This window comes from Mucilaginibacter sp. OAE612 (assembly GCF_041806395.1).
Taxonomy (GTDB): Bacteria; Bacteroidota; Bacteroidia; order Sphingobacteriales; family Sphingobacteriaceae; genus Mucilaginibacter; species Mucilaginibacter rubeus.
Window position 1 is genome coordinate 1,951,535 of record NZ_JBGMUW010000001.1, and the last position, 24,929, is coordinate 1,976,463.

A 24,929-nucleotide genomic window follows, 5' to 3' on the forward strand; every position below is an offset into this window, starting at 1 on the left:
CAGGGTGGTTTCAATTGTCATCCCTGCGCATTATTTTATGCTTAACGGGATAATGCTGCTGCTAAGTATTAAAATTTAAAGGATTTTTTAAGCTATTTGATAACTTTGGAAATTACAGCAAACAAACACCTATAGTAAAAAACAATGCCCGACTATCTTTTAAACCTCGACCGGCATTTATTTTATTTCATTAATCATGACCTGTCCAATTCGTTTTTCGACTGGATCATGCCCTTGTTGCGTAACCCCAAATTCTGGATCCCGCTGTATATTTTCATCATTATTTTTTGTTTATGGCGATATAAAAAAACAGGCGCTATTATTATAATGCTGCTGGCGGCATCGGCAGGCGTTGCTGATTTCACCAGTGGAGTTATTATTAAGCACAATATTCAGCGGCTTCGCCCTTGCCGTGATCCGGTTGTATCTGCAACCGATATCAGCCGCGTGCCCTGTGGTAGCGGGTATAGTTTTCCATCAACCCACGCCACCGATCATTTTGCCATGGCGATATTCCTTAGCTTTATGTTTTTCAGAAAATGGAGGTGGGTATGGCTTTGGGCGATACTTTGGGCAGGCAGCATTTGCTTTGCACAGGTATATGTGGGGGTGCATTTCCCGGTAGATGTATTGTGCGGCGCTTTATATGGGGCCTTTGTTGGATGGCTGTTTTCATTATTATTTAAAAAATTACAACCTGCCTTTTAATGGGATATTGGAAAATTCTGCTGCTTTTTTTTGCTGCCTTTTTTGGCGGTACTTCTGTGTTTTTATTTAAGGGCGATAACCACAAAACGCTGAAGCTGGTACTGTCGTTCAGTGGGGCTTACCTGTTTGGTATTACCGTTTTGCACCTGATTCCCGATGCTTACCACGGTAATGATAACTACGTTGGCGTATTCATATTGGTCGGTTTCCTGTTCCAGATTGTGCTTGAACAATTTTCGGACGGGATTGAGCACGGCCACATGCACAAACACCCGCATGATATGGCAGTTTTCCCGATTGGCATCATGGCAAGCCTTTGCCTGCATGCTTTTTTGGAGGGGATGCCGCTTGCCCAGGGCAACCAGGATCAATTAGTTTACGGGATTGCCTTGCACCATATCCCGGCGGCCTTCGCACTGGCTACAGTGTTGCTCACAAACAAACAAGGCAAAAACAAAACCATACTTTTTGTGGCTGTATTCGCGGTAATGGCACCGGCAGGTTATTTTTTCAGCGATGCGTTAAGCAGCGGAAACATCGGTAACCTGCAGCATTATTTTAACAGGATCATGGGCGTTGTCATCGGCATCTTCCTGCATATCTCCACTACCATCCTCTTTGAATCGAGTGCTGATCACCGTTTCAATATGCGTAAAATGATGGCGATATTAGCCGGTGTGGCCATTGCGCTGCTGGGCTTTTTGAAAGAGCTATAGATTATTCATGCTGTTACTTTATGTGAAATTAATTTCTATATAAACTTTTATTTTTCCAGCTCCAGGCCCCAGTCTTTCCCTTTATCAACCGCAGGTACTCCCTTATCCATCCAAACCGGCATTGGCGCGCCTTTTAAAAAGTGATCGAAGAATTGCTGCTCACGTATAGTAATATCTTTGCGGTTTTGGCGCAGTACCAGGTTATGAGCCTCGCCATTGTATTGCAGTAACCAAACAGGTTTACCTAAACGGCGTAAAGCTGTAAACATTTCAATCCCCTGGTACCATGGCACAGCGCCGTCGGCGTCATTGCTCATGATCGTTACCGGTGTTTTTACTTTGGGCAACTGGAACAAGGGCGAGTTTTCGATATACAGCTCGGGCTTTTCCCAAAGCGTGGCACCAATGCGGCTTTGTGATTTTTCGTATTGAAATTGCCTGTTCAGGCCAGATTCCCAGCGGATACCGCCATAGGCGGAAGTCATGTTAGCTACCGGCGCCCCCGCCCAGGCTGCCGCGTACATATTGGTTTGGGTAATGAGGTAAGCCACCTGGTAACCGCCCCAGCTTTGGCCCTGTAAGCCAATATGTGCAGCATCAACCCATGTGTTTTTCTTTAAGGCTTCAACACCCGAATTTACAAACTCGACCGCTGATGCCCCCGGATGACCGGTTTGATAGCTGATATCAGGTGCGAACACAAGATAGCCGTTGCTCGCAAAAAATGAGATAGGCAGGCGGGAAGGAGTGGGAGCCGGAGCAATGTAATTATAAAGCCCGTCAGAAAGTTTCTCATAAAAATAAACTATCATCGGGTACTTTTTGGCCGGGTCAAAATCTTCCGGTTTATACAGGATCCCTTGCGACTGATAGCCTTTAGGTGTCGTCCACCTCACAAGCTCGGCAGTGCCCCAGTTATATTCATTTTGTTGTATGTTGATGTTGCTCAGCTTGATCTCTTTCTTCAAATCAGATGAAAAGTACAAATCAGGCGACTGTTTATAGCTTGCCTTGGTGTAGATGTAAGCATCGGCATTTTTAGCTTTCAGCAGGTTATCATAACTCATGGGGGCCATGACCACTTTTTCGGGCAGATTGTTAGTCTCAGGAAACTTCCTGAAATATCCCCATTGCCTGGTGTCTTCGTTTTGAGTTAACAGCCACATTGGCTCTTTCAGGGGGATGAATTTTTGCTCCGGATCGGTTTGATCATACCTCATGATCAGTTTGTTTTTGCGCCCGATGCCTTTGGTGAAGTTAAACGCGTCGCCCGTTGCCGGGTCAAAACGCCAAATATCATACCTGTCGTAAATAAATACGGCCTTGTCGCCAGCCGTCCAGCCTGCCACACCGTAAGCTGAAGGATAGCCGGGCACATCGTTCAGTTCGTCGCCCGTTTTGGTGCCGGTTGCTTTGCTCAGGTTTATTTTTTGCCCCGTTGCTATGGTATAGCAGTACCATGCCTGATCTTTAGCATCAAACCATAGTACATAATTGCCCTGCGGAGAGATATAATAACGGCCCAAAGAGGCATTAATAAACCTGTGATTGCCGCTCCGGGTATCAATTAAAATGGCTTGTTGCCTGGTACTGCCTTCCCACTGGGCCGATACGCGGGCGCCGGTATCTGTAAGCCCTAAAACATAGCGGGCATCTCTATTTTCGGCAGTTAATATTTCGGGAATGGCCTTGCTACCTAATTGAATAATTTTGGCATTCGTTTCTTCAGGTTTTATCACTGCAGGATAGCTACGCTTCAACTCGGTTTGCAGGTTTTTGAGCTGCTGGGGCTGCAGGTAATCATCTTTGTAGTTCCAGATATCCAGCTTGGCTACCTCAAAATCAGCAAGGGTGGTATCGGCAGGTTTGGGGATAGGTGCAGTGCCAAAGAAAAGGCTATTGCCGCTTTTGCTAAAGCTTACTTTGCCATCGCCGCTTACCGCCCAGTTATTGGGTATGCCTGCAGATCCGACAGCGGCAATAACTTCCGCGCTATCTTTTGCAGTGTTGTAGTAATAAAGCTTAAATGGTTTTACCAATGCCTTTTCCGGATTTTTTTCGGCAGTAAAAGCTACCTGACGTCCGGCATCATCAATGCTGATGTTACGGTAATTACCCCTGCCGGTGCTTAATTGTTTAACCGCGTTTTTTTCCAAATCAAATAGATATAGACCAGATACAGTCTCTTTTTGTTTGGCCGGCGCTGTTACAGCAAACGCAATCCATTTTCCATTTTTACTGACCTGGTATTCTGTAACATATTTAAAAGAGCGTTCGGCGGCGGTTTTTAACTTTCTAACTGTTAAGTCTGCACCTTCATGCGTAGGCGGGGCAACAGTTGCAGCTACCGCTTTTTTTGAGGTATCGTTTGATGCTGGTTTTTTAAGCGTATCGGCTGTTGCCAGGTAGGCTATAACAGCTGCATCTTCGGCTATTTTAAATGAACGGATGGCCGGGACTTTGCTTACGGATGATGATCCTAAAGTAATTATGCCTAAAGTATCTTTAGGGAAATCCGCCTGCTTTTTCTTCTTTATTTTGGCCTGCCTGGTATCCTTATAAAACGGCCGGATAAGGCATACAGCAAATTTTGAATCGCTGCTTATCTTAATTGTGTCAGCTCTTGGAATTTTTACCAAAGTAGCGTTCTTGGCGTCTTTTATAATCAGTTCGGCATCGCCCTGCTGCGGCTTTATGACGTAACCTATCCATTTACCATCATTGCTGATGCGTTGGCCTGTTATACTTTGCCATCCATCAAACACAGTATGATCTAAAGGTTTTTTAGCTTTTTTTTGAGCAGATACATGAAACCCAATAGCTAATAACAGGCAGGCTGATAGTAAAAGTTTACGCATACAGGAAAGATGTCAAACCTAAATATGCTGAAAACTTATGGTTAAAAGAAATTAGTTACTGTAAAGTTACAATTGATGTAAAAGGTGAAAGGCATTAGGTTAAGTAGAAAACAAAAAACCTTTATCCTTTTACCTTTCGCCTTTTGCCTCCCTTAGCACATTGCTTTATTCAAAGCGCGGATCGCCTCATCGAAATCTTCGCGGGCTATCAAAAACTGGATATTGACCATTCTTAGTGCAAAGCCACAGCTTTTGATATTGATCCCTTTTTGGGCCAGTGCTGTTGCGGATTTGGCCAGTAAGCCCGGCTGATCCATGTTGGAACCTATCAGGCAAACCATCGCCATTTTTTCAACAGCAACTTTTTCGTAATTGTCTTCCAGTTCGCCAATCAGTTTTTTATTGTAGTCCTTCTCCCATATCACTATAGAAATGCTGTTAGCGCTGGTGGCCTTGAAGCTATAGCTAACGCCAAACTTGTAAAACAACTGCATGATATGAAAATCGGTACCTACATTACCAACCATTGATGGGTCATAAATATCGATCATGATCACCTTATCGGTGCCGGTGATAACCTCAACACGCTTTTTATCGCAAATATATTCGCGGGTGATAAGCGTACCCGGGTGTTCCGGTTGAAAGGTGTTTTTGATCCGCAGGTCGATATCATTTATTTCCAGCGGTTTTGATGCTTTTGGGTGGATAGCTTCCATGCCCACGTCGGCTAACTGATCGGCAACATCATAGTTGGTATTACCCACCGGGAAACAGTTTTCAACGCCAACCAATTGAGGATCGGCGGTACAAAGGTGGTATTCTTTGTGGATGATGGCTTCCTGTGGCTGTACAGCAACGGCAATTTTACTGAAGGTAACTTCCGAATAGCCGCGGTCGAACTCGCGCATAATACCTTCCGTGCCTTTGGCGTAGCCGGTAACAACGGTAATGGTTTTTGAAAAATCAATATGGGCAAGGTCTTTCTTAATGCGTTGATCAATGGTTAATGCACGGTGGTCATGAAAACCGCTCAGGTCCACCAAAGTAGCATTGATACCCATATTTTGCAGGATATTGGTAAAGTTAAAAGCCGAGTGGCTTTCACCTATTGAGGCCAGGATCTCTCTCGCGGCCTGTAAAATGCCTTCTTTACCTACATACCCTGATGCCAGAATATTAGCCAGGTTCTCCAGATAGGTTTGAGCATCGTTGATCCTTGTTTCAATGTACCTATCGGCTTCGGCTATGTTCAAACCAAGGCCTTCATAAGTTTTATTGATCTGCTTTAAACGCGTAATTAATTGTTTTAACGGCGTATGGAAGTCCTTATAATTGGCAAGCTTGTGATATACGCCCGGCGCGCCTGTCTTTTTGTTTTCGAGCAGGAGGTTGGTTACCCCTGAAAATGCCGATACTACAAATATGCGGTTGTAAAGTTGTTCCCCGCTGCGTTCAAACAGGATAATGTTTTTAATAACATCACCCAAAGCGGTCATGGATGTACCGCCAATTTTTTCTACTGTTAACATTTTATATTGAAAGATCGACAGTCAAATACCATAACCATACCAATTGTTGTAGCTATTTATTAATTGGTTGAATGTAAATAGCTTGTATCTGAACTGCTTTTTTAAAAATAACTCATTTTGATATACGCTATCAAAACGATTGAAATATAATGATTAAAAGCTTTGAGCCTTCGGCCTTAAGCTTTTCGCTTAATTAACTATCCTTTTTATACAAATCACCTGCTTTTTCGGCAGATAAACGAATGCCCTTGATCATGGCTGAGCTGAAACCGTGGTGCTCCATTTCATTTAAGCCGGCAATGGTACAGCCGCTTGGCGAAGTTACCTTATCTATTTCCTGTTCAGGGTGCGATGCCAGTTGTAATAGCAGGTCGGCCGCACCTTTAGCGGTTTGGGCTGCCATCTTTAAAGCGTCATGCGCGTGAAAACCAATCTCCGTTCCGCCTTGTGAAGCAGCGCGGATCGACCTTAAAAAGAAAGCGATACCACAGGCACAAAGCGCTGTGGCTGAGGTCATCAATTCTTCATTGATCTGGATAGTTACACCAACCGTATCAAACAATGATTTGGTCATGTTGATATTTTTATTGGTGCCGTTATCTGTAGCGATACAGGTCATGGAGTGGCCTATCGCAATCGCGGTGTTCGGCATTGCCCTGATCACCTGTACATTGAGGTCAAGGTGCTGGCGGATATCGGCACAGCTAACGCCCGAGATAACTGAGATCAATAATTGCTTATCCGGCTTTAACGAAGGTTTGATCTCGTCTAACAGTTTATTGAGTTGTTGCGGCAGTACGGCCAGCACAATAATATCGGCTTTGCGCACGGCACGCAGGTTATTGTCTGACACATGGTACCCCTGCTCGGCATATTGGGCCAGCGCAGCTACGTTACGACGGGTTAATGATATTTGCTGGGGTTTGCAAATACCCTTTTTAACTAAACCTTTGGCTAATGACAGCCCTATGTTACCGGAGCCTAATATTGAAATGTGCTGTTGTGCGTTCATGCGCTTTTTGTTAAACGTGTTCCAAATGGTTTGTTATCTTTCAATTGGCCCAAATCATCTGATTTGCCAATAATTACTGCCTTTACACCACAAGCAATTGCGGTAAAAGCGTTGTCAAGTTTAGGTAGCATACCACTGTGTATTATCCTTTCCACTTTTAGTTCCTCGTAGTGCTGCGGGTTAATTTCCCTAATCAGCGATTCTTCGTCATTAATATCCTTTAGCACGCCCTTTTTTTCAAAGCAATATATGAGGGTGGTTTCATATAATCCCGATAACGATACCGCCAGTGCCGAAGCAATGGTATCTGCATTGGTATTTAGCAGCTGCCCTTCGCCATCATGCGTTATAGCACAGAAAACGGGGGTAAAGCCTGCTTCCATCAACCGGCTTATATTTTCGGGGTTGATAGAGTCTTCAACAATATCGCCCACAAAACCATAGTCAATAGTTTTTACCGGCCGTTTAACCGCTTTAATAAAGTTGCCATCGGCACCGGTGAGGCCTATGGCGTTGTTGCCAAAACGCTGCAACTGGGCTACAATATTTTTATTGATGAGGCCTCCGTAAACCATGGTGACCACTCTCAGCGTTTCAATATCGGTGATGCGCCTGCCATCAACCATTTTCGATTCAATACCTAAATCTTCGGCCATTTGTGTGGCCACTTTTCCACCGCCATGTACCAGGATCTTCAGGCCGTCGAGCGCTTCAAAGTCCTTTAAAAAATGATATAGGTTTTCAGAGTTATCAATAACGTTTCCACCTATTTTGATTATATAAAGGCTCTTATTTGATGGTAATTTACCCGTTTTGATATGATCTGTATCAATTTTATTCATTCCAGCTGTTAATATAACTCTTTTAGTGCCAAATTTCCACTTTTTTAAGCGGAAAACTGTTAAAATTACGAAAATATAGTGTGTTTTTTCAAAAATTGATTTAAAAATGAATAATTGGATCTGCAGTTTAAGTTTACAATTTGATTATGAAAGAATTAGTAATATTGGAAAACTTTAAGGCATTATCCTTGCTTATAACTATCTATGGAGCAAAAAAAGAATACCAGGCCGCGGGTGGCAATAATAGGAGGAGGATTTGGCGGGATCCATTTAGCTAAAAAACTAAAAGATGCGCCCGTTGATGTACTGATGATTGATAAGCATAATTATCACACGTTTCAGCCTTTGTTGTACCAGGTGGCAGGGGGCTCCATAGCTGCCGATTCAATTGGCTTTCCATTGCGACGGATCTTTACGCGGCAAAAGAATTTTCGCTTCGCGCTTGCTGAGGTGCAAAAGATCAATCCCGAAACTAATACGCTTGATACTGACATCGGTACCATTTATTACGATTACCTTGCTATAGCTACCGGCTCCAATACCAACTTTTTTGGTAACAAAGAGATAGAGCATTTTGCTATGCCGATGAAGAATATCCCGGAGGCCTTAAATTTAAGAAGCCTGATCCTGCAAAACCTCGAAATGTCGCTCGTATCTAAAGACCCGGAAGAAAAAGCGGCGCTAATGACCTTTGTGGTTGTAGGAGGAGGGCCAACCGGTGTGGAACTATCCGGTGCACTTGCCGAAATGCGCGAGTTGATATTAATGAAGGATTATCATGGTTTGCGTAAACACAGCATGAGTGTTTACCTTGTTGAGGGTAAAGCGGAGCTGCTGGCCGCGTTTTCGTCGGGGGCGAGGGCCAAGGCCAAAAAGTTTTTGCAGGATATGGACGTAACCATTTATAACAGCGCACACGTGGAAAGCTATAATGGCTATGAACTGAAGATAGATAATGGCACATCGCTGTTAACCCGTAATGTACTTTGGGCGGCAGGAGTAAAGGGGGAATTTCCTGAAGGTATTTCTGCCGATAATATAGCCCGGGGTAACCGCATCCTGGTTGATGAATTTAACAAGGTAAAGGGCTACGAAAATATTTATGCTATAGGTGATGTTGCCGCTATGATCACCGATGAATATCCAAACGGGCATCCGGGTGTTGCCCCGGTAGCTATCCAGCAGGGACAAAATCTGGGTGAGAACGTTTACCGAATGTTCGACCGTAAACCGTTGGTCCCCTTTAAATACAGGGATAAAGGTTCGCTTGCAACCATAGGCCGAAATAAAGCGGTGGCCGACTTGGGGGAAATTCATTTCCAGGGATTTTTTGCCTGGCTGGTGTGGGGATTTGTACACATCATGTCGCTGGCAGGCTTTACCAATAAGGGTATCATATTTTTTAGCTGGGCCATCAACTATTTTACCAAAAATAGCGACAACCGACTCATCGTACGCTATTTTGATACCGAAACCCGAATGACGGATCCCGAATCGAGATAAAAACAAACAATAATCCTTTTGAATCCTTACTTGTAAGTATTTATGGATCTGTTTGTTGTAATTGCTTTATTGGTTATTGTCAGCGCGGTTTTCTCGTACCTTAATGCGCGGTTTATTAAATTGCCGGGCACTATCGGCATTGTGCTGCTGGCAACCATTACTTCTATCACCATACTTATTGTAGATAAGATTGATTCGTCGATAGCGGATTACCTGGGTACACTTGCCAAAAATATCAACTTTTCAAAAGCGGTATTGAATGTGCTGCTTGGTTTTCTGCTTTTTTCAAGCTCATTTAACCTGGATGGCCGGAAGTTGAAGAGAGAAATGCGACCGGTATTTGTGTTGAGCACATTGGGGGTTATCATTTCGACTGCGGTGTTTGGATGCCTGTTGTTTTATGTAGCCCCATTTTTTCATATCCATATGCCGCTGATCTATTGTCTGTTGTTCGGCGCTTTGATTTCACCCACCGATCCGGTGGCGGTTGCAGCCATTATCCGTAATTCAAAGTTACCTGCCAATCTTGAAACCATTATTTCGGGCGAATCCCTTTTTAATGATGGAATTGGGCTGATCCTGTTTGTGATTATTTTAGAAATAGCCCGGGTAGGCGAAGAGAAAATTGAACTTGCGAAAGTGGTGATGCTCATCATCAAGGAGATTATCGGCGGGATGGCGGCCGGTGCTGTTTTGGGTTACATAGCCCACAGGTTGATGCATTCAGTTAAAGATTTTCAGACCATTGTGCTGATCTCTCTGGCCCTGGTGATGGGCTTATCAGTTTTGGCCGTATTACTTGGTTTCTCCCTTCCGTTATCGGTTGTCATTGCCGGCTTATTTGCAGGGGGACAATCCATCAACCAGGATAACAAAGAAAAATCGCATGAGGCACTGGAAAAGTTTTGGAAGCTGGTTGATGAGATCCTGAATACGATTTTGTTTGTGATGATAGGCCTGCAGCTGGTCAATCTGCCCTTTGTAAATAATTACTGGATAACCGGGAGCATCTCTATCGTTACTGTTTTAATAGCCCGCTGGTTGAGTATCATGTTGCCACTTACGTTTTTGAGACATACGCTCAAGATAAATTATAACAATATCAATGTCATGACCTGGGCGGGCTTACGCGGGGGGATTTCCATAGCTTTGGCTTTGTCGTTACCTAATACGCCATACAGGCACCTTATTTTGTCGGGAAGCTATTTTATTGTAATATTTTCGGTAATAGTTCAGGGTTTAACATTGAACAGGATGATTAATAGCGCTTCTAAAAAGATAGAAGAATAAATACCCTGCCGCGGGGTTTAGCGTAGCGTAACCCCTGGTAAACGATTATTTTAGGCGCGACATATATTTACCAATCTCAGCTTCAATAGTATCTCCACTATCACTTAAGGCTGTGATGATGTTTTCCCGCTCCGTTTCGCTACGGTTTTGACTAAGCTTTTGTTTGCCCTGTAAATCATCAACGATGATCTCAAAAGCCACAATCCCTTTCATCATTCGTTGCTTGTATTCATCAGGCAGGTTATTCCATTGCGTGAGATAGTCAGCCTCGTAGTTACTGATCATCTGTGCTAACAAACCGGCAGTTTGTCCACGTTCAGGTAAGATTGTAGCTTTACCGTATGCATGTATGGCGATATAATTCCAGGTAGGTACGTTGGTTTCCTTTTCGTAATGTTTGGGCGAGATATAGGCATGTGGTTCGGTAAATATCACCAATATATCTTTCCCGATGATCTCCGTAGCTTGTGGGTTTGCTTTAGCGAAATGAGATGACAAAACAATTTTGTCATCGCGTTTGCTTACCAGGAAGGGAAGATGGGTAGCAAACGGAACGTTATCAGTAGCTGTTATAATCGTTGCAAAGCTATAGCGCTGCATAAAGCTGATTGCTTCCTGCTCATTCGTTAACTGAAAATGTTTTGGCGTATACATGGGAAGGAAAGATTTAAGACGAGAAGAAGCAAGAACCAAGACAGATTTGCTTTGATTCTTGCTTTTATATGAACAACAATTACTTACATACGTTCCAGCATCTGTTTGAGCACAGCTTGCGCGGCCCAAACACGGTTGCCGGCTTCGTGTACCACAATTGAGTTTGGCCCGTCTAATATTTCGTCAGAGAGCTCCAGGTTACGGCGTACCGGTAAGCAATGCATTACTTTGGCATTGTTGGTTTGCTCCAGCTTTTTGTTAGTAAGCATCCACTCTTCGTGTTTACCTAATATATTGCCATAAGGCTCATACGCCGACCAGTTTTTTACGTAGATGAAATCCGCGCCGGCTAAAGCCTCATCCTGATCATAAGAGATATTTGCACCCTGGGTAAAATCGGTACAAAGCTCATATCCTTTAGGCTGCACGATAGTAAAGTCGACATCCGCCTTGCACATCCACTCCGAGAATGAGTTAGGAACAGCCTGCGGCAAAGGTTTGATATGCGGCGCCCAGGTTAAAACCACTTTTGGGCGTACTGTTGTTTTCAGCTCTTCAATAGTGATCAAGTCGGCCAAACTTTGCAGCGGGTGGCGGGTAGCTGATTCCAGGCTCACAACCGGCACTTTGCAAAATTCAACAAACTTGTTGAAAATCATCTCACTATAATCTTCCTCACGGTTCCTTAAGCCAGGGAACGAACGAACGCCAATAATATCAGCGTATTGGCCCATAACGCCTGCGGCTTCACGGATATGCTCAACAGTGGTGCCGTCCATGATCACGCCGTCGCGCAGTTCAAGTGCCCAGCCTTCTTTATCGATATTAAGCACCATTACATTCATGCCCAGATTGATAGCAGCTTTTTGCGTACTCATGCGGGTACGCAGACTTGGGTTTAAAAACACCAGGGCAAGCGTTTTATTTTTACCAAGTTGCTGATGGGCAAAGGGATCCTGCTTAAGCGCCAATGCCTCTTTTACAAGTGCGTTAACATCAGCAACATCATTAACAGAAGAGAATAGTTTCATGAACTTTACAATTAATTGGTGTGTTTTCTGTTATCTATTTTTTTTAAGTCTCCCCTTTAGGGGAGATTTAGAGGGGCGTCTATTGATTCAATACATTTACAAAAGCTTCCAGGAACCTATCGGCATGAGCTTTAGTTAAGTTCAAAGCAGGTAATAACCTGATCACATTTGGTTTAGCTTCACCGGTAAATATATGGTGCTTGTTCAGCAATTCTTTACGCGCATGGGCCAATTCCTCAGGCAATTCAATGCCGATCATTAAACCACGACCACGAACCTCCTTAACCTGCTCCAGCTTGTTAAGCTCCTTTATTAAGTAGCCGCCAACCTCGGCGGCATTTTGCAAAAGATTATCCTGTTCGATAGTTTCAAGAACGGCTAAACCTGCGGCGCAAGCTAAGTGGTTGCCGCCAAAAGTAGTACCTAACATGCCATATGCCGGCTGTATTTTAGGCGAAATAATGATACCTCCCACAGGGAAACCATTACCCATGCCTTTAGCCATGCTGTAGATATCAGCATTAACACCGGCAAAATCATGCGAGAAGAATTTACCTGTACGGCCGTAACCGCATTGTACAGAATCGGCAATGAATACGGCATTATATTCATCGCACAATGAACGGATCTTTTGCAGGAAGCCCTCAGGAGCAACCTGGATACCACCAACACCCTGAATACCTTCGATAATTACTGAAGAGATTTCGTTGTTTTTGAATGCTTCTTCCAGCGCTGCCTCATCGGCCCATGGCAAAAAGATCACGTTATCAGTTTCATTGATAGGCGCAACGATCTTAGGATTATCCGTAACGGCAACCGCCAATGAGGTGCGGCCGTGAAACGCTTTGCGGAACGCGATAACCTTCTTTTTACCATTATAAAAAGAAGCCAGTTTTAAAGCATTCTCATTAGCCTCGGCACCGGAGTTGCACAGAAATAATTGGTAATCTTCCTTACCCGAAACTTTACCTAACTTTTGCGCTAACTCTTTTTGAATAGGGATCTCGATAGAGTTAGAGTAAAAGCCAAGTTTATGCAATTGATCTTCTAAACGTTTTACGTAATGCGGATGGGTATGACCAATTGAGATTACAGCGTGGCCACCATACATGTCAAGGTATTCAGTATCGTGAGCGTCATAAACTAAACTGCCCTGACCTCTAACTATATTAATAGGGTTTATAGGATAAACGTCAAATAATTTCATTTCTTAAATGGTATAAAAATTTAGTACTTAATTAGTAACAGAACTTTCAGAATTCGGCGAGCAGCTCCGTTAAAAGCCGATCGCCTTAAGTCGTAAGCCTGCGCGCTCGTCCAGCCCGAACAATAAGTTCATGTTCTGTACTGCCTGACCGGAAGCGCCCTTAAGTAAATTGTCCATTATGCTGATAATGAATATTTTGTTGTCGTGTTTTTTTACCTGCACAAAGCATTTATTAGTATTCACAATCTGCTTTAAATCAATATTTCGATTGGTTACATGCGTAAACGGATGACCATCGTAGTAGCTTTGGTAAAGTGCTAATGCTTCTTCCTCGCTCAGATCGCTCTCAGTATAAATTGAAGCGATAATGCCACGGGTAAAATCGCCACGGTAAGGAATAAAGTTGATAGCCTTATCAAAACCGGCTTGTAGCTGCCTCAATGACTGACCGATCTCGTTTAAATGCTGGTGACTAAATGCTTTGTAAACAGAAAGGTTATCATTACGCCATGTAAAATGCGAGGTAGGTGACAAGCTTTGACCTGCACCAGTTGAACCTGTTGTAGCAGTAACGTGTACTTCGTTGTTTAGCAAACCTTTTGAAGCCAAGGGAAGCAGGCCCAATTGCAAACAGGTAGCAAAGCATCCGGGGTTAGCAATATTAGAGGCTGTTTTTATGGCTTCACGATTTAATTCTGGTAAGCCATAAACAAAGCTTTTGCCGTTTAAAGTTGAGTTTTGATTAAGCCTGAAATCCTGGCTTAAATCAATGATCTTAACCGAATCAGGAATAGCGTTTGCTTCCAGGAACTTTTTGGCATCACCGTGACCAACGCAAAGGAATAACACATCAATATCTGTAGATAATTCGGCCGCAAATTTCAGATCGGTATCACCAAACAGGTCGGTATGTACCTGGTAAACATAGTTACCCGCGTTGCTGTTGCTATGAACAAAAGCAATCTCCACGTTAGGATGGTTGATCAGGATTCGGAGCATTTCGCCACCGGTGTACCCTGCTCCGCCAATTATGCCTGCACGTATCGCCCCCCGGCCCCCTGAAGGGGGAGCAAGAGTAGCGTCATTATTATCTTTAAATTCAGTCATAATTTTAACAATTATTCCCCTTTAGGGGGTTAGGGGGCTAAATTTATCCGATCATTATTTGTAGATGGATATGAATATAAAATAAACTCGAGGTCGCTCCGGTCGTTATTGCTGATGAAATGCTTTTGACCCGGATGGATCTCGATACCCTGTTCGGGCTTCAATACCGTAACCTCGCCGTCTATCGAAAATGTAGCCCTTCCTTTCAAAATAAAAAACACCTGTGTGGCTTTTTCGTGGTAATGCAATTGCTCTGCAGTATCTGGCGGCATCAGCTCCTGCTTAACGGACAGGGCTTCAGTATCAATGAAGGTCCATCCGTGGCAATCATCGCCCCAGTTATAATGCTTTATGCAGTCACCTTTTGAAAATACGCCCCCTCCGCCCCCTAAAGGGGGAACCGGAACGTTGGATTCATTGATTGGATTAGCCATTCTTTCTTTATTGAGCATTTGCTCCCCCTTCAGGGGGCTGGGGGGCGGCATTTACTTTATGATAGATCATTACCTGGTTACCAAATATTTTGGAGAACCCTTTAACGTCTTCGCCGCTCCAGGCGTTGTTCATTTCTCCATAGCTGCCAAACTTGTTCGACATCAGATCGTATGGTGATTCAATGCCTACTACCTGGAAACGATATGGGTGCAACTGAACAAATACTTTACCTGTAACGTTTTTCTGAGTATCGGTTAAAAAGGCCTCGATATTGCGCATGATAGGGTCATGGAACTGACCTTCATGCAGCCAGTTGCCATAGAAAGATGATAACTGATCTTTCCATGAAAGCTGCCATTTGGTTAGCACATGTTTCTCTAAAGTATGGTGAGCTTTGATAATCACCATAGGAGCGGCGGCCTCAAAACCTACACGGCCTTTAATGCCGATAATGGTATCACCAACGTGAATATCCCTGCCAATGCCATAAGGCTGAGCAATAGCCTGTAATGCCTGGATAGCCTTGGTTGGGTGATCATATTTTTCATCACCTATAGCTACCAATTCACCTTTTTCAAAAGTAAGTACAAGGTCTTTTACTTCAGATGCAGTTACCTGTGTAGGCCATGCTTCTTCTGGCAGGCCAAGATTTGAAGTCAAAGTTTCTTTACCACCTACTGATGTACCCCAGATCCCTTTGTTGATAGAGTATTTGGCTTTCTCGAAGTTCATATCAACACCATGTTTTTTCAGGTATTCGATCTCTTCTTCGCGGCTTAGTTTCAGGTCGCGGATAGGGGTGATGATCTTTACTTCAGGTACAAGGATGTTGAAGATCATATCAAAACGCACCTGGTCGTTACCGGCGCCGGTGCTGCCGTGAGCAACAAACTCGGCACCAATTTCTTTAGCGTAGTTAGCAATAGCAGTAGCCTGGCTTACGCGCTCGGCGCTTACAGATAGCGGGTAGGTGTTGTTTTTTAATACGTTACCATAAATTAAAAAGCGTACGCAGGTGTTGTAAAAGTTTTCGGTTTCATCAACCACATGGTGTGATGTAACGCCCATTTTATAAGCGCGTTCCTCGACGCCTTTTAACTCTTCCTCGCTAAAACCGCCGGTATTTACAATAACCGAGTGAACCTCATAACCAAGGTCCTGTGTTAAATAAATACAGCAAAAAGAGGTATCTAAACCTCCGCTATAAGCTAATACTACTTTTTTCATTTTTTAAGGTTAAAGGCGAAAGGTTAAAGCTAAAAGGTTTCGCCTTGTACGTTTTATATTAATTATCGCTTCTCAAAAATTTAATAAACCCAATTAACATCGCTTTCACTTCGTTAATCGAGGTGTTTGTTTTGTCGTAAATTTCAGTTGGAATAAATCCCAGATCATAAATCAGATAAACGGTATATTCTACTTCATGCGCAGATCCTAACGCGTTATCCAGATAATGAGTGAAATCTTTATCTGTATTTTTACCACATCCCTCAACTATATTTAACGGGATAGAATAAGTGGATCTACGTAGTTGATTAGTTAAGGCAAATTGTTCTTCACGGGGCATTATGGGCAGTATATCCGCATACACTTGCTTTGTAAGCAAATGCGCCTTTTTCCAAACATCAAGTTTTTTGTAATCTCTCATTATGTTGCAGCTACCTTTAACCTTTCGCCTTTAACCTAATCCTTAAACATCATGTTTTATACGTTTCTTTATGGCGTTCTCGATACGCTCAAGCAAAGTCGCTTTGTGCGTAATGCGCTGCATTTTCTCCTCGTATTCCTTTTGTTTTTCGGCAGGATCGAACAGCATCGCTGTGCACATGCAGTTTTTGCGGTTTTTGCTGGTTAAAATGTCAAAGTTTACGCAGCTTTTGCAGCCGGCCCAAAAGTTTTCGTCCTGGGTTAGTTCTGAATAGGTAACCGGCTCGTAACCAAGCTCCGAGTTGATCTTCATTACCGCCAAACCTGTTGTTAACCCAAATATTTTGGCATTAGGGTATTTGGTACGCGATAACTGGAAAATGCGGTGTTTAATAGCTTTTGCCAATCCCGCCTTGCGGAATTGCGGATTAACAATAAGTCCCGAGTTAGCAACAAAGTCGCCATGGCTCCAGGTTTCAATATAGCAAAAACCGGCCCAGGTACCGTCTTTATGCAGGGCTATAACAGCCTTGCCTTCCAGCATTTTATTAGCAACGTATTCGGGCGAGCGTGTAGCTATACCAGTTCCGCGCGCCTTGGCCGATTCGGCCATCTCATCGCAAATCATAGTGGCATAATCTACATGCTGTGCAGTAGCAACCTGAATATCAAAATCTTGTATTGTCATTTAAATAGATAATTACCGTGAAATTAATTGGCTTTATAAGCCTTAAATAATTAGATGGTTTTTTTAAAAAGACGTTTAAAAAACTCTTTTTGTGTGGACAGGAGAAAAATTAATTCAAACCCGTGGCATGTAGGTCCTTCGTCGGAGAGGGCAATTTAAAAAAACAGTTGAACCCAAGACAGCAGCAACCGGAGCAAAACTTGCTCTTGTAGCGGGCTTATTTAAGCTTGGTGTATTCATTTTTTTGTTGAATTACTGTGTTTTTAATTTGCTGCAAATTAGGCTATAAAATTTTATTTATACAAGAAAAAAATGTGATTATTTGTTGGTTGGTGAATGGTTGATTAAGTTTATTGAGTGAGTGTTTGGTTTGTTGTTGTAACTCGCAGATTTACAGCAATAACTATTCACCTAATCAACCCAATCAACCATTCACTTCTTTTCAACAATATCATTGATGATCATATCAGCGTGAATGCGCGAGTTTTCGATGAACCAAAGATGGGTATCAAGGCCGCCGCAAACCACGCCTGCAAGGTATAAACCTGGCATGTTTGTTTCCATGGTTTCGGGATTGTATTGGGGGATGAATTTATCTTCGGAAAGGATAATCCCGAGCCTTTTCAGGAACTCAAAATTGGGTTTATAGCCTGTCATTGCCATTACAAAATCATTAGGGATAGTTATCAGTCCATCGGGCGTCTGGATATCCACTTCGTTTTCACGAATGGCCTCGAGATTAGAATTAAAGTAAGCTTTAATGCTGCCTTCTTTAATTCGGTTAATAATGTCGGGCCGTACCCAGTATTTAACCCGGTTGCTCACTTCGCTGCCGCGGATCACCAGTGTTACCTCGGCCCCTTTACGGTAGGTTTCCAAGGCCACATCAATAGCCGAATTGCTTGAGCCAACTACCACTACTTTTTGCAGGGTATAATAATGAGGGTCCTGGTAGTAGTGTTTTACTTTGGGGAGGTTTTCGCCGGGGATATTGAGGTTAACCGCGATATCATAAAACCCGGTTGAAAGGATCACTTTTTTAGCCTGGTATGTCGCCTTTTTTGTGGTGATAGTATAGAAGCCATCTTCAGGCTTTACTTCGGTAACCTCTTCAAAAAGGTGAATAGGCAGGTTATTTGAAAGTGCTACCCGGCGATAATACTCCAAAGCATCATTGCGGGTAGGTTTGTTATGTACGGTAACAAAGGGAACGCCACCAATTTCCAGCTTCTCGGATGTAGAAAAGAAAGTCATGGTAGCAGGGTAGTTGTATAATGAATTTACAAGTGTGCCTTTTTCAACAATTACAAAACTTAAACCAGCTTTTTGTGCGGCAAGTCCGCAAGCTAAACCTATCGGGCCACCACCAATAATGAATATATCGAGCATTTATATACAGTTAAGAAATTAAAGAAATTGTGAACCTGCGCAGGTTCGGGGCATGTTTGCCGGTACGGCAAAAATAAGAAAATAAAAAAGGGTAAGCTACTTTTATCGCGCCGCTCAACTCTCTACCCTTGCTGCGTTCCCACCCTGGGGGAGTTCAAGAGGAGCTGGCCGTAAAAGACTTACCCCGGCGCAAATATAGAAAAAGGTAGCGTTTATGGTTAAGAAAATGTTAAAAAAGGCTTATCTGTTGATTTCTAGATGGATAATTTTTAATTTGCCTTGCTATAGCCAGGTTATCGTACTTCGTTAACACGTTTTCATCTCCCCGAAATTCAAATTCGCGATAAGTTTTGGCATGTTGATCAAGATCCAGCAGCAGATTTTTCAAAATAGTAAGCCGGTTCACAACAAATTTTACCTTCATTTCCCTTTTTTGAAAATAGGGCCAAAGCAGGTTAAATTGTTCGGGCGTTATGGCCCTTGCTATGGTAATATGAGGTATGGTACTGCTATCGCCAACAATACCCTTCAATAGTTTAATCCAATATTTATTTTGTTCGGTGAGCTTAAGCCTGGCAAAAATGGTTTTGTTATAGTCATTACTCTCATTAAAGCAATCAAATCCATCTGTTTCAAAAACAACGGGAGGCAGCAAACTAAGTTTACGGCTCAAAAACGAGAAGCCCTGAACGTCCACATCAAGCGGTTTGCGCGGATAATTGTTTATAGTAATATGTGCCCGTGCATGCATGCTGGGATAATTGCCGATAACGCGTTTTGCCTCGTTTTTTAATTTCCGGATCATAACATCTACATGATCAGGTATCGGGAGGATAAAATGATAAAATGCGTAGTCCATGATTATTATTTTTTAAATGAATAAATTGATCTGATCGGGATCGCCGGTTTTGAGCAGCTCCAGTTCATCACGGGTATAACCCGGGCCGGTCATGTTTTTAAATTCAAAAACCTTAAACTTATCCCATTTGGCAAAGGTATCAAGGGTATCCCGTTTTAATATGGTAAGTTCTTTAACCCAAAATGGCTCCACCAATTTTTTATGCTTAAAATGCGGCCAAAGTGTATCGAAATCTTTTTCGGCAATATCACGCACAACCGTTATATGTGGGATAAGATTCTTTTTAATGCGCAGCTTCTTTTTTAAGGTGTTAAACCATTCGTCGGTAGCGGGTGTTGCGCGGATGTTGGCATAAATGGTCATGCGGCTGTGCAAGTGGGTAAAATGATAAAAACCATCCATATGCAGCAACACCGGTGGCATGGTATTCAGGGCCTGTTCCATCAATTCCAGGTTTTTATCGGCCATAAAGGGCTTTTGTCTCTCCAGGTGTTGTATAGAGATATGAGCAGGCGAATCCATGCTTTTGTAACTGCCAATAAGCCTCGCCGATGCCTTTTTGTAACGCGCAATCTCATGCTTCACCGTGTCGGGAGGCGATAATAACAGCAGGTAGTCTTCATATATACTCATTTGCTTCACAATTTCTACATGTCAAATATGCTAATAAAATTAGCAAAATACAAAAAATATTAGCATTTTTGTTATGTGGAAGCTAAACGTCATATTGTACACATTGATCTTGATTCGTTTTTCGTTTCGGTAGAGCGGAAGTTTCATCCTGAACTGATCGGTAAGCCTGTGATCATAGGGGGCTCGGCCGAAAGAGGAGTTGTGGCTTCCTGCAGTTATGAGGCGAGGGCTTTTGGTGTGCATTCGGCTATGCCTACCCGGCAAGCTTTAAAGCTTTGTCCGCATGCCATTCTTATTCGCGGTTCGCACGGACGCTATGGGGAGGCCTCACGCGAGGTTACGCAGATCATTCACGACACAGTGCCCCTGTATCAAAAAACATCGGTTGATGAGTTTTACATTGATTACACCGGTATGGACCGCTTTTTTGATTGCTACCATGAAGCCACCAAGCTTAGGCAGAAGGTGATTAAAGAAACGGGCCTGCCTATATCCTTCGGTATGGCATCGGGCAAAACGATAGCCAAAATGGCCACTAACCAGGCCAAGCCTAACGGACAAATGTTTGTAAAGCATGGAGATGAACTTAAGTTCCTGGCGCCGCTTAACATTGGTAAGATACCCGGCCTGGGCGAAAGTACCCGCAATAAGTTATATCAATACGGCATCGAAAAAATAGGTGATCTGCAACGTACCAATATCCGTTTCCTGGAAACTGTTTTTGGTAAATACGGGCATTCGCTTTGGGAAAAAGCCAATGGTATCGATCATAGCGAAATCGTTCCGCATTCCGACAGAAAATCCATCAGCACCGAGCATACTTTCCATACTAATGTGTCTGATCACCGCACACTTGAAACTATTTTAGTATCCATGACGGAAGAGCTATCGTCCAAATTACGTCGGGAAAACAAGCTTTCATCATGCCTGGCTATTAAGTTGCGATACGGTAATTTTGAAACCCATACCCAACAGCAAAAGATAGCACTTACCGCGGCAGAACATATCCTGATCCCCGGTGTAAAGAACCTGCTTAAAATGGCCTGGGACCAGCACCGGCCCATCAGGTTGATAGGGGTACGGCTGAGTGATCTTTGCACAGGAAGTTACCAGATCAACCTGTTTGAGGATAATGAAGAACGCATCAAACTTTACCAGGCCATGGATCAGATCAATTTCAAGTTCGGCGATAAAACCATCTGCCGGGCTGCCGGAATGGAAATTGGTACAAGGAATTTTAATCCGTTTATGCGCGGCTGACCGTTGATTGTTTTGTGACGAGTTAATTGTTTAAAAAAGCGCAGGATTGTGCGATTCCCTCCCCTGGGAGGGTGTAGGGAGGGGTTTCATCGTTTTGCCTATTCCTTTGAAATGGCGGATAAACCCCTCCCTGCCACTACACATTCCAGCCACACCCCTCCCAAGGGAGGGAATTAAAAATCTTCCGAACGCCGCTCGGCTCCAGCCGGGTGGCAACTATCAAACGGCCTCTGGCCGCCGTGGGGAATGTTCTTGTTTTCTACCAATGGTCAAAGGTTTTTTACCATTGGTCAAAGTAATTTTATGGGGCGATGGGTTGTGACTTCTTTTGATAAAAAAAGAAATCATGGAAACCACACAACGTCAAACCTACCTCGATTGGCTGAGGATCTTATCCATATTGGGGGTGTTATTTTTTCATTCGGCAATGCCTTTTGTTGCCGAGGATGGCTGGCACATCAAAAACCACGAAACCAGCAACCTGATGATGGAATCGAATCATTTTTTGCACCTTTTTCGCATGCCGCTGCTCTTTTTTATTTCAGGTACCGTGAGTTACTACATGATGCAGCGGCGTTCTACACTCAATTTCATCGGTTTGCGTTTCCGCCGTCTTTTTATTCCGCTGTTGGTGGGGATGTTCATCATAGTGCCGCCGCAGATCTACATGGAACGATTGGCCAATGGTTACAAAGGCTCATTCCTGGATTTTTATCCCAGTACATTTAACTTTCAGCCATATCCCAAAGGCAATTTCAGCTGGCACCATCTTTGGTTTATTGCCTATCTGTTTCTTTATGACCTCATCTTCGCGCCTTTATTTGCCTGGATGATCTCGCCCAAAAGCAATGGTTTTAAACAAAAGCTTGCTATTTTGGCCCGGGGAAAATGGGTTTATTTATTGATGCTGCCCGGAATCCTGTGGTTTACCTTCACCAGCTGGGACCTCCCCGAAACCAATGACCTGATCCATGATGGCAGTTACTTTGTTTACTGGCTATTGTTCCTCCTGGCAGGTTTTATCTGCATCCTGCAGCCTAAACTGATGGACAGCCTTGAGCGCAATCGCCGTTTTGCCTTAACCATCGGTTTTTTAAGCCTGATGATGTGGGAGGTAATGCGCTGGAACGGCATCGAACCTTTGCATCCTCACTGGCCTTTTCAAAATATCGCATTCTCCTATGCTTTTACCGCATTGCGCCCAATCATTGCCTGGGGATGGGTGTTGGCGCTGGTTGGCTATGGCAAACATTATTTAAATAAGCCTCATAACGCGCTTAATTATTTAAACCAGGCGGTATATCCGTTTTACATATTGCACCAAACCGTTATTGTATTAATTGCCTATTATATTGTGCAAACGCAAAATGAAAGCATCCTATCAAAATATATTTATACTGTAGGCATTACCTTTTTTGTAACGGTGCTTACCTATCATTTGTTAGTACGCCCTTACGCTTTAACCCGGTTTTTATTTGGTATGAAACCAAAGGAAAAACTCAAAACTGTGCCGATCCCGGAGATAGTAGAGACAAAACCCGAACCTGTCCTTTCTGCCTTAAATTTGTAATTTGCTGATATGAAATTTTTCAGGAAGTACATTTTTCCGGCATTGTATGGCTTATTGGTATATTTTACCATAAGGCTGTTACATGATACTGACATTGGTCAGCATTTTTGGGAAAGGGATTTTTATGTTAATGGCATTGAAATGGCCTGTTCAATATTGGTGGGCTATTTGGCAATCTATATTTTTGAACGGCTTTTTACTTACTATGACAGGCACCAGACTGTACAGTTATCCTACCGGGCCGTAGTGCGCGAGTTGGCCATATTGGTGGGAGCAAATTTGATATTAGTGAACGTTGTATTTGTTCCGATGGTCATGGCCCTGCACGTAAGCCAGGGCATAGATGAGCTGATGCCCTGGGCAGACGTGGCCGATATTAATATGATCCCCACTTTGTACGCTATTGTTTATTATGGCATCGCCCGCAGCAGTACCTGGCTGAAGGCTTATGTAAATAATAAGATGCAACTGGAAAAGCTCACCAACGATCAGCTGGAAACTGAGCTGAAGTTTCTAAAAGCCCAATACCATCCGCATTTTTTATTTAATGCCCTGAATACTATTTATTTCCAGATGGATGAAGATGTGCCCGGTGCCAAAAGGAGTACCGAGTTATTATCGAGCCTGTTGCGCTATCAGCTTTATGACCAACACCAGCAAGTGCCCGTTAAGCAGGAGCTGGAGTATCTTGAAAATTATATCCGGCTGCAGCAGATCAGGGCGAGCAGCAAAATGCAGCTCAATGTTAATTTTGAAGGATGTTTAACGGATCAGCTCATCTATCCGCTGCTTTTGCTGCCACTGGTTGAAAACGCTTTTAAGTATATAGGCGGTGAATATAAAATAGCCATTGAAGGGCGCATTATTGACCATAAATTTGTTTTTAAAGTTTATAACGATGTACCCGCAAATATGAAAGCCCCCGATAATTACAGCGGTATTGGTTTGGAAAACTTAAGCCGCAGATTACAATTGCTTTATCCGGATAAACATACACTAACCGCTGGCCGCGTAGAAGATCATTATACAGCAATACTTGAATTGAATATATAAAAGATGGCATTAATTAGCTGCATTATTACCGATGATGAACCCTTTGCGCGCAAGGGGCTGGAAGGCTATGTTACCAAAGCAGGCTTTTTCGACTTGAAAGCTCAATGTGAGGATGCTATGGAATTAGGCGCCTTGTTAGCGCAGCAACCTATAGACCTGCTGTTCCTGGATATCCAGATGCCGCATTTAACCGGCGTTGAATTTATTCGTTCGCTGCCCAATCCGCCAAAAGTGATTTTCACTACTGCTTTTAAAGAATATGCTACAGATGGTTTTGACCTGGATGTGCTCGACTATCTCCTTAAACCTATCTCGTTTGAGCGTTTTATGAAGGCAGCTTTTAAGGCTAAAGATTATTTTGATTTAAGAAGTAGCTCGGAAGTTTCTGATTATCTGTTTGTTAAAAGTAATGGTAAGCTCGAAAAGATAATTTTTGACGAAGTGTTGTTCATTAAAGGCATGGAAAACTATGTAGAGGTTTATACCCCGGCGCGTAAGATCATAACCCACAGTACCCTGCGGGCCTTTGCCGAAAAACTACCTCCGCGTAAATTCATGCAAACGCATAAATCATACATAGTTGCAAATAATAAGATCACATCGATAGAAGGAAATATGCTGCATATAGGCACATTTGAGGTGCCGATCAGCAGGCAGCTCAAAGACCAGGTAATGCATGCGTTGATTAATCAGGGCAGATAGTAATCAAGTTTTAATAGTAGGATCAGAAATTTCTATGCGAATTGCTTTTCATACCTGTCCCAATTAATCGAATTACACGGATTTTTCAATAGCGTAAATTTGAAATTGGTGTTATTAGGTTAATTCGGAAAAATAGTGCGGAAATTTTTATTTGTTCGATTCTTCTTAGAAACTATCAAAGCCTGAAGAATATCGTTTACAGATAGATAAAACTTCATTGCCGTTGGTTTTAACCA

The 24,929-nt window shown here is 43.1% G+C and carries 23 protein-coding genes and 1 other RNA gene; 8 read left to right on the top strand and 16 right to left on the bottom strand.

The window, feature by feature from the left end; genetic code table 11:
* The first annotated feature begins 144 nt into the window (after nucleotides 1–144).
* Both ABID99_RS08295 and ABID99_RS08300 read left to right on the top strand, forming a co-directional pair.
* The gene (locus ABID99_RS08295) at nucleotides 145–708 is read left to right on the top strand and encodes a phosphatase PAP2 family protein (RefSeq protein ID WP_373613408.1); all 564 of its coding nucleotides are present in this window, start codon (nucleotides 145–147) and stop codon (nucleotides 706–708) included.
* Nucleotides 708–1,424, top strand: coding sequence for a ZIP family metal transporter (locus ABID99_RS08300; RefSeq protein WP_373613409.1), 717 nt, complete (start codon nucleotides 708–710; stop codon nucleotides 1,422–1,424). The genes ABID99_RS08295 and ABID99_RS08300 overlap by 1 nt, the downstream gene beginning before the upstream one ends.
* A 47-nt stretch (nucleotides 1,425–1,471) precedes the next feature.
* Here ABID99_RS08300 and ABID99_RS08305 read toward each other — a convergent pair whose 3' ends face one another.
* The 4 genes from ABID99_RS08305 to argB form a co-directional block, all read right to left on the bottom strand.
* Entirely contained in the window at nucleotides 1,472–4,282 is a 2,811-nt protein-coding gene (locus ABID99_RS08305; RefSeq protein ID WP_373613410.1) for a prolyl oligopeptidase family serine peptidase, read from the bottom strand.
* A 152-nt stretch (nucleotides 4,283–4,434) separates the two neighbouring features.
* Nucleotides 4,435–5,811, bottom strand: coding sequence for an aspartate kinase (locus tag ABID99_RS08310; RefSeq protein ID WP_090527078.1), 1,377 nt, complete (start codon nucleotides 5,809–5,811; stop codon nucleotides 4,435–4,437).
* A gap of 193 nt (nucleotides 5,812–6,004) precedes the next feature.
* Complete coding sequence (proC, locus tag ABID99_RS08315; RefSeq protein ID WP_090527080.1) at nucleotides 6,005–6,823, bottom strand: pyrroline-5-carboxylate reductase; 819 nt, start codon at nucleotides 6,821–6,823, stop codon at nucleotides 6,005–6,007.
* A complete protein-coding gene (argB, locus tag ABID99_RS08320; RefSeq protein WP_176627448.1) occupies nucleotides 6,820–7,665 on the bottom strand; it encodes an acetylglutamate kinase in 846 nt (281 codons plus the stop codon). Before argB ends, proC begins: the two co-directional genes overlap by 4 nt.
* Before the next feature lie 204 nt (nucleotides 7,666–7,869).
* Here argB and ABID99_RS08325 point away from each other — a divergent pair, with 204 nt between their 5' ends.
* Both ABID99_RS08325 and ABID99_RS08330 read left to right on the top strand, forming a co-directional pair.
* A complete protein-coding gene (locus tag ABID99_RS08325) occupies nucleotides 7,870–9,168 on the top strand; it encodes an NAD(P)/FAD-dependent oxidoreductase (RefSeq protein ID WP_373613411.1) in 1,299 nt (432 codons plus the stop codon).
* A gap of 42 nt (nucleotides 9,169–9,210) precedes the next feature.
* A complete protein-coding gene (locus ABID99_RS08330; RefSeq protein ID WP_373613412.1) occupies nucleotides 9,211–10,458 on the top strand; it encodes a cation:proton antiporter in 1,248 nt (415 codons plus the stop codon).
* 45 nt (nucleotides 10,459–10,503) lie between these two features.
* Here ABID99_RS08330 and ABID99_RS08335 read toward each other — a convergent pair whose 3' ends face one another.
* From ABID99_RS08335 to ABID99_RS08390, 12 genes are all read right to left on the bottom strand, one after another.
* Nucleotides 10,504–11,112, bottom strand: a complete 609-nt coding sequence (locus ABID99_RS08335; protein ID WP_373613413.1) for an FMN-binding negative transcriptional regulator — start codon at nucleotides 11,110–11,112, stop codon at nucleotides 10,504–10,506.
* An 83-nt stretch (nucleotides 11,113–11,195) separates the two neighbouring features.
* Nucleotides 11,196–12,143 carry an N-acetylornithine carbamoyltransferase gene (locus tag ABID99_RS08340; RefSeq protein WP_373613414.1) on the bottom strand — a complete coding sequence of 316 codons (948 nt, stop codon included), beginning with the start codon at nucleotides 12,141–12,143 and terminating at the stop codon, nucleotides 11,196–11,198.
* Between the two features lie 79 nt (nucleotides 12,144–12,222).
* Nucleotides 12,223–13,350: an aspartate aminotransferase family protein gene (locus tag ABID99_RS08345; protein WP_373613415.1), complete on the bottom strand. Its 1,128-nt coding sequence runs from the start codon at nucleotides 13,348–13,350 to the stop codon at nucleotides 12,223–12,225.
* Nucleotides 13,351–13,419: 69 nt separating this feature from the next.
* Complete coding sequence (gene argC, locus ABID99_RS08350; protein ID WP_373613416.1) at nucleotides 13,420–14,457, bottom strand: N-acetyl-gamma-glutamyl-phosphate reductase; 1,038 nt, start codon at nucleotides 14,455–14,457, stop codon at nucleotides 13,420–13,422.
* Nucleotides 14,458–14,486: 29 nt separating this feature from the next.
* Nucleotides 14,487–14,891, bottom strand: a complete 405-nt coding sequence (locus ABID99_RS08355) for a cupin domain-containing protein (protein WP_090527651.1) — start codon at nucleotides 14,889–14,891, stop codon at nucleotides 14,487–14,489.
* A 7-nt stretch (nucleotides 14,892–14,898) separates the two neighbouring features.
* Nucleotides 14,899–16,119 (bottom strand): argininosuccinate synthase, encoded by a 1,221-nt coding sequence (argG, locus tag ABID99_RS08360; RefSeq protein ID WP_176627440.1) that lies wholly within the window; start codon nucleotides 16,117–16,119, stop codon nucleotides 14,899–14,901.
* Between the two features lie 58 nt (nucleotides 16,120–16,177).
* The gene (locus ABID99_RS08365; protein WP_090527095.1) at nucleotides 16,178–16,540 is read right to left on the bottom strand and encodes a four helix bundle protein; all 363 of its coding nucleotides are present in this window, start codon (nucleotides 16,538–16,540) and stop codon (nucleotides 16,178–16,180) included.
* 42 nt (nucleotides 16,541–16,582) lie between these two features.
* Nucleotides 16,583–17,227, bottom strand: a complete 645-nt coding sequence (locus ABID99_RS08370) for an N-acetyltransferase (RefSeq protein WP_090527097.1) — start codon at nucleotides 17,225–17,227, stop codon at nucleotides 16,583–16,585.
* A gap of 432 nt (nucleotides 17,228–17,659) precedes the next feature.
* A complete protein-coding gene (locus ABID99_RS08375) occupies nucleotides 17,660–18,616 on the bottom strand; it encodes a YpdA family putative bacillithiol disulfide reductase (RefSeq protein WP_373613417.1) in 957 nt (318 codons plus the stop codon).
* 86 nt (nucleotides 18,617–18,702) lie between these two features.
* Nucleotides 18,703–18,801, bottom strand: an RNA gene (gene ffs, locus ABID99_RS08380) — signal recognition particle sRNA small type.
* Between the two features lie 44 nt (nucleotides 18,802–18,845).
* Complete coding sequence (locus tag ABID99_RS08385; protein ID WP_373613418.1) at nucleotides 18,846–19,475, bottom strand: hypothetical protein; 630 nt, start codon at nucleotides 19,473–19,475, stop codon at nucleotides 18,846–18,848.
* A 12-nt stretch (nucleotides 19,476–19,487) separates the two neighbouring features.
* Nucleotides 19,488–20,108, bottom strand: coding sequence for a 2'-5' RNA ligase family protein (locus ABID99_RS08390; protein ID WP_373613419.1), 621 nt, complete (start codon nucleotides 20,106–20,108; stop codon nucleotides 19,488–19,490).
* 75 nt (nucleotides 20,109–20,183) lie between these two features.
* On the opposite strand from ABID99_RS08390, the gene dinB reads away from it, so the two are divergent.
* The 4 genes from dinB (at nucleotide 20,184) to ABID99_RS08410 (ending at nucleotide 24,693) form a co-directional block, all read left to right on the top strand.
* A complete protein-coding gene (gene dinB, locus ABID99_RS08395; protein ID WP_373613420.1) occupies nucleotides 20,184–21,368 on the top strand; it encodes a DNA polymerase IV in 1,185 nt (394 codons plus the stop codon).
* Nucleotides 21,369–21,714: 346 nt separating this feature from the next.
* Nucleotides 21,715–22,938, top strand: coding sequence for an acyltransferase family protein (locus ABID99_RS08400; protein ID WP_176627434.1), 1,224 nt, complete (start codon nucleotides 21,715–21,717; stop codon nucleotides 22,936–22,938).
* 9 nt (nucleotides 22,939–22,947) lie between these two features.
* Nucleotides 22,948–23,991 carry a sensor histidine kinase gene (locus ABID99_RS08405; protein WP_373613421.1) on the top strand — a complete coding sequence of 348 codons (1,044 nt, stop codon included), beginning with the start codon at nucleotides 22,948–22,950 and terminating at the stop codon, nucleotides 23,989–23,991.
* 3 nt (nucleotides 23,992–23,994) lie between these two features.
* The gene (locus ABID99_RS08410) at nucleotides 23,995–24,693 is read left to right on the top strand and encodes a LytTR family DNA-binding domain-containing protein (protein WP_090527111.1); all 699 of its coding nucleotides are present in this window, start codon (nucleotides 23,995–23,997) and stop codon (nucleotides 24,691–24,693) included.
* The last annotated feature ends 236 nt before the right edge of the window (nucleotides 24,694–24,929 follow it).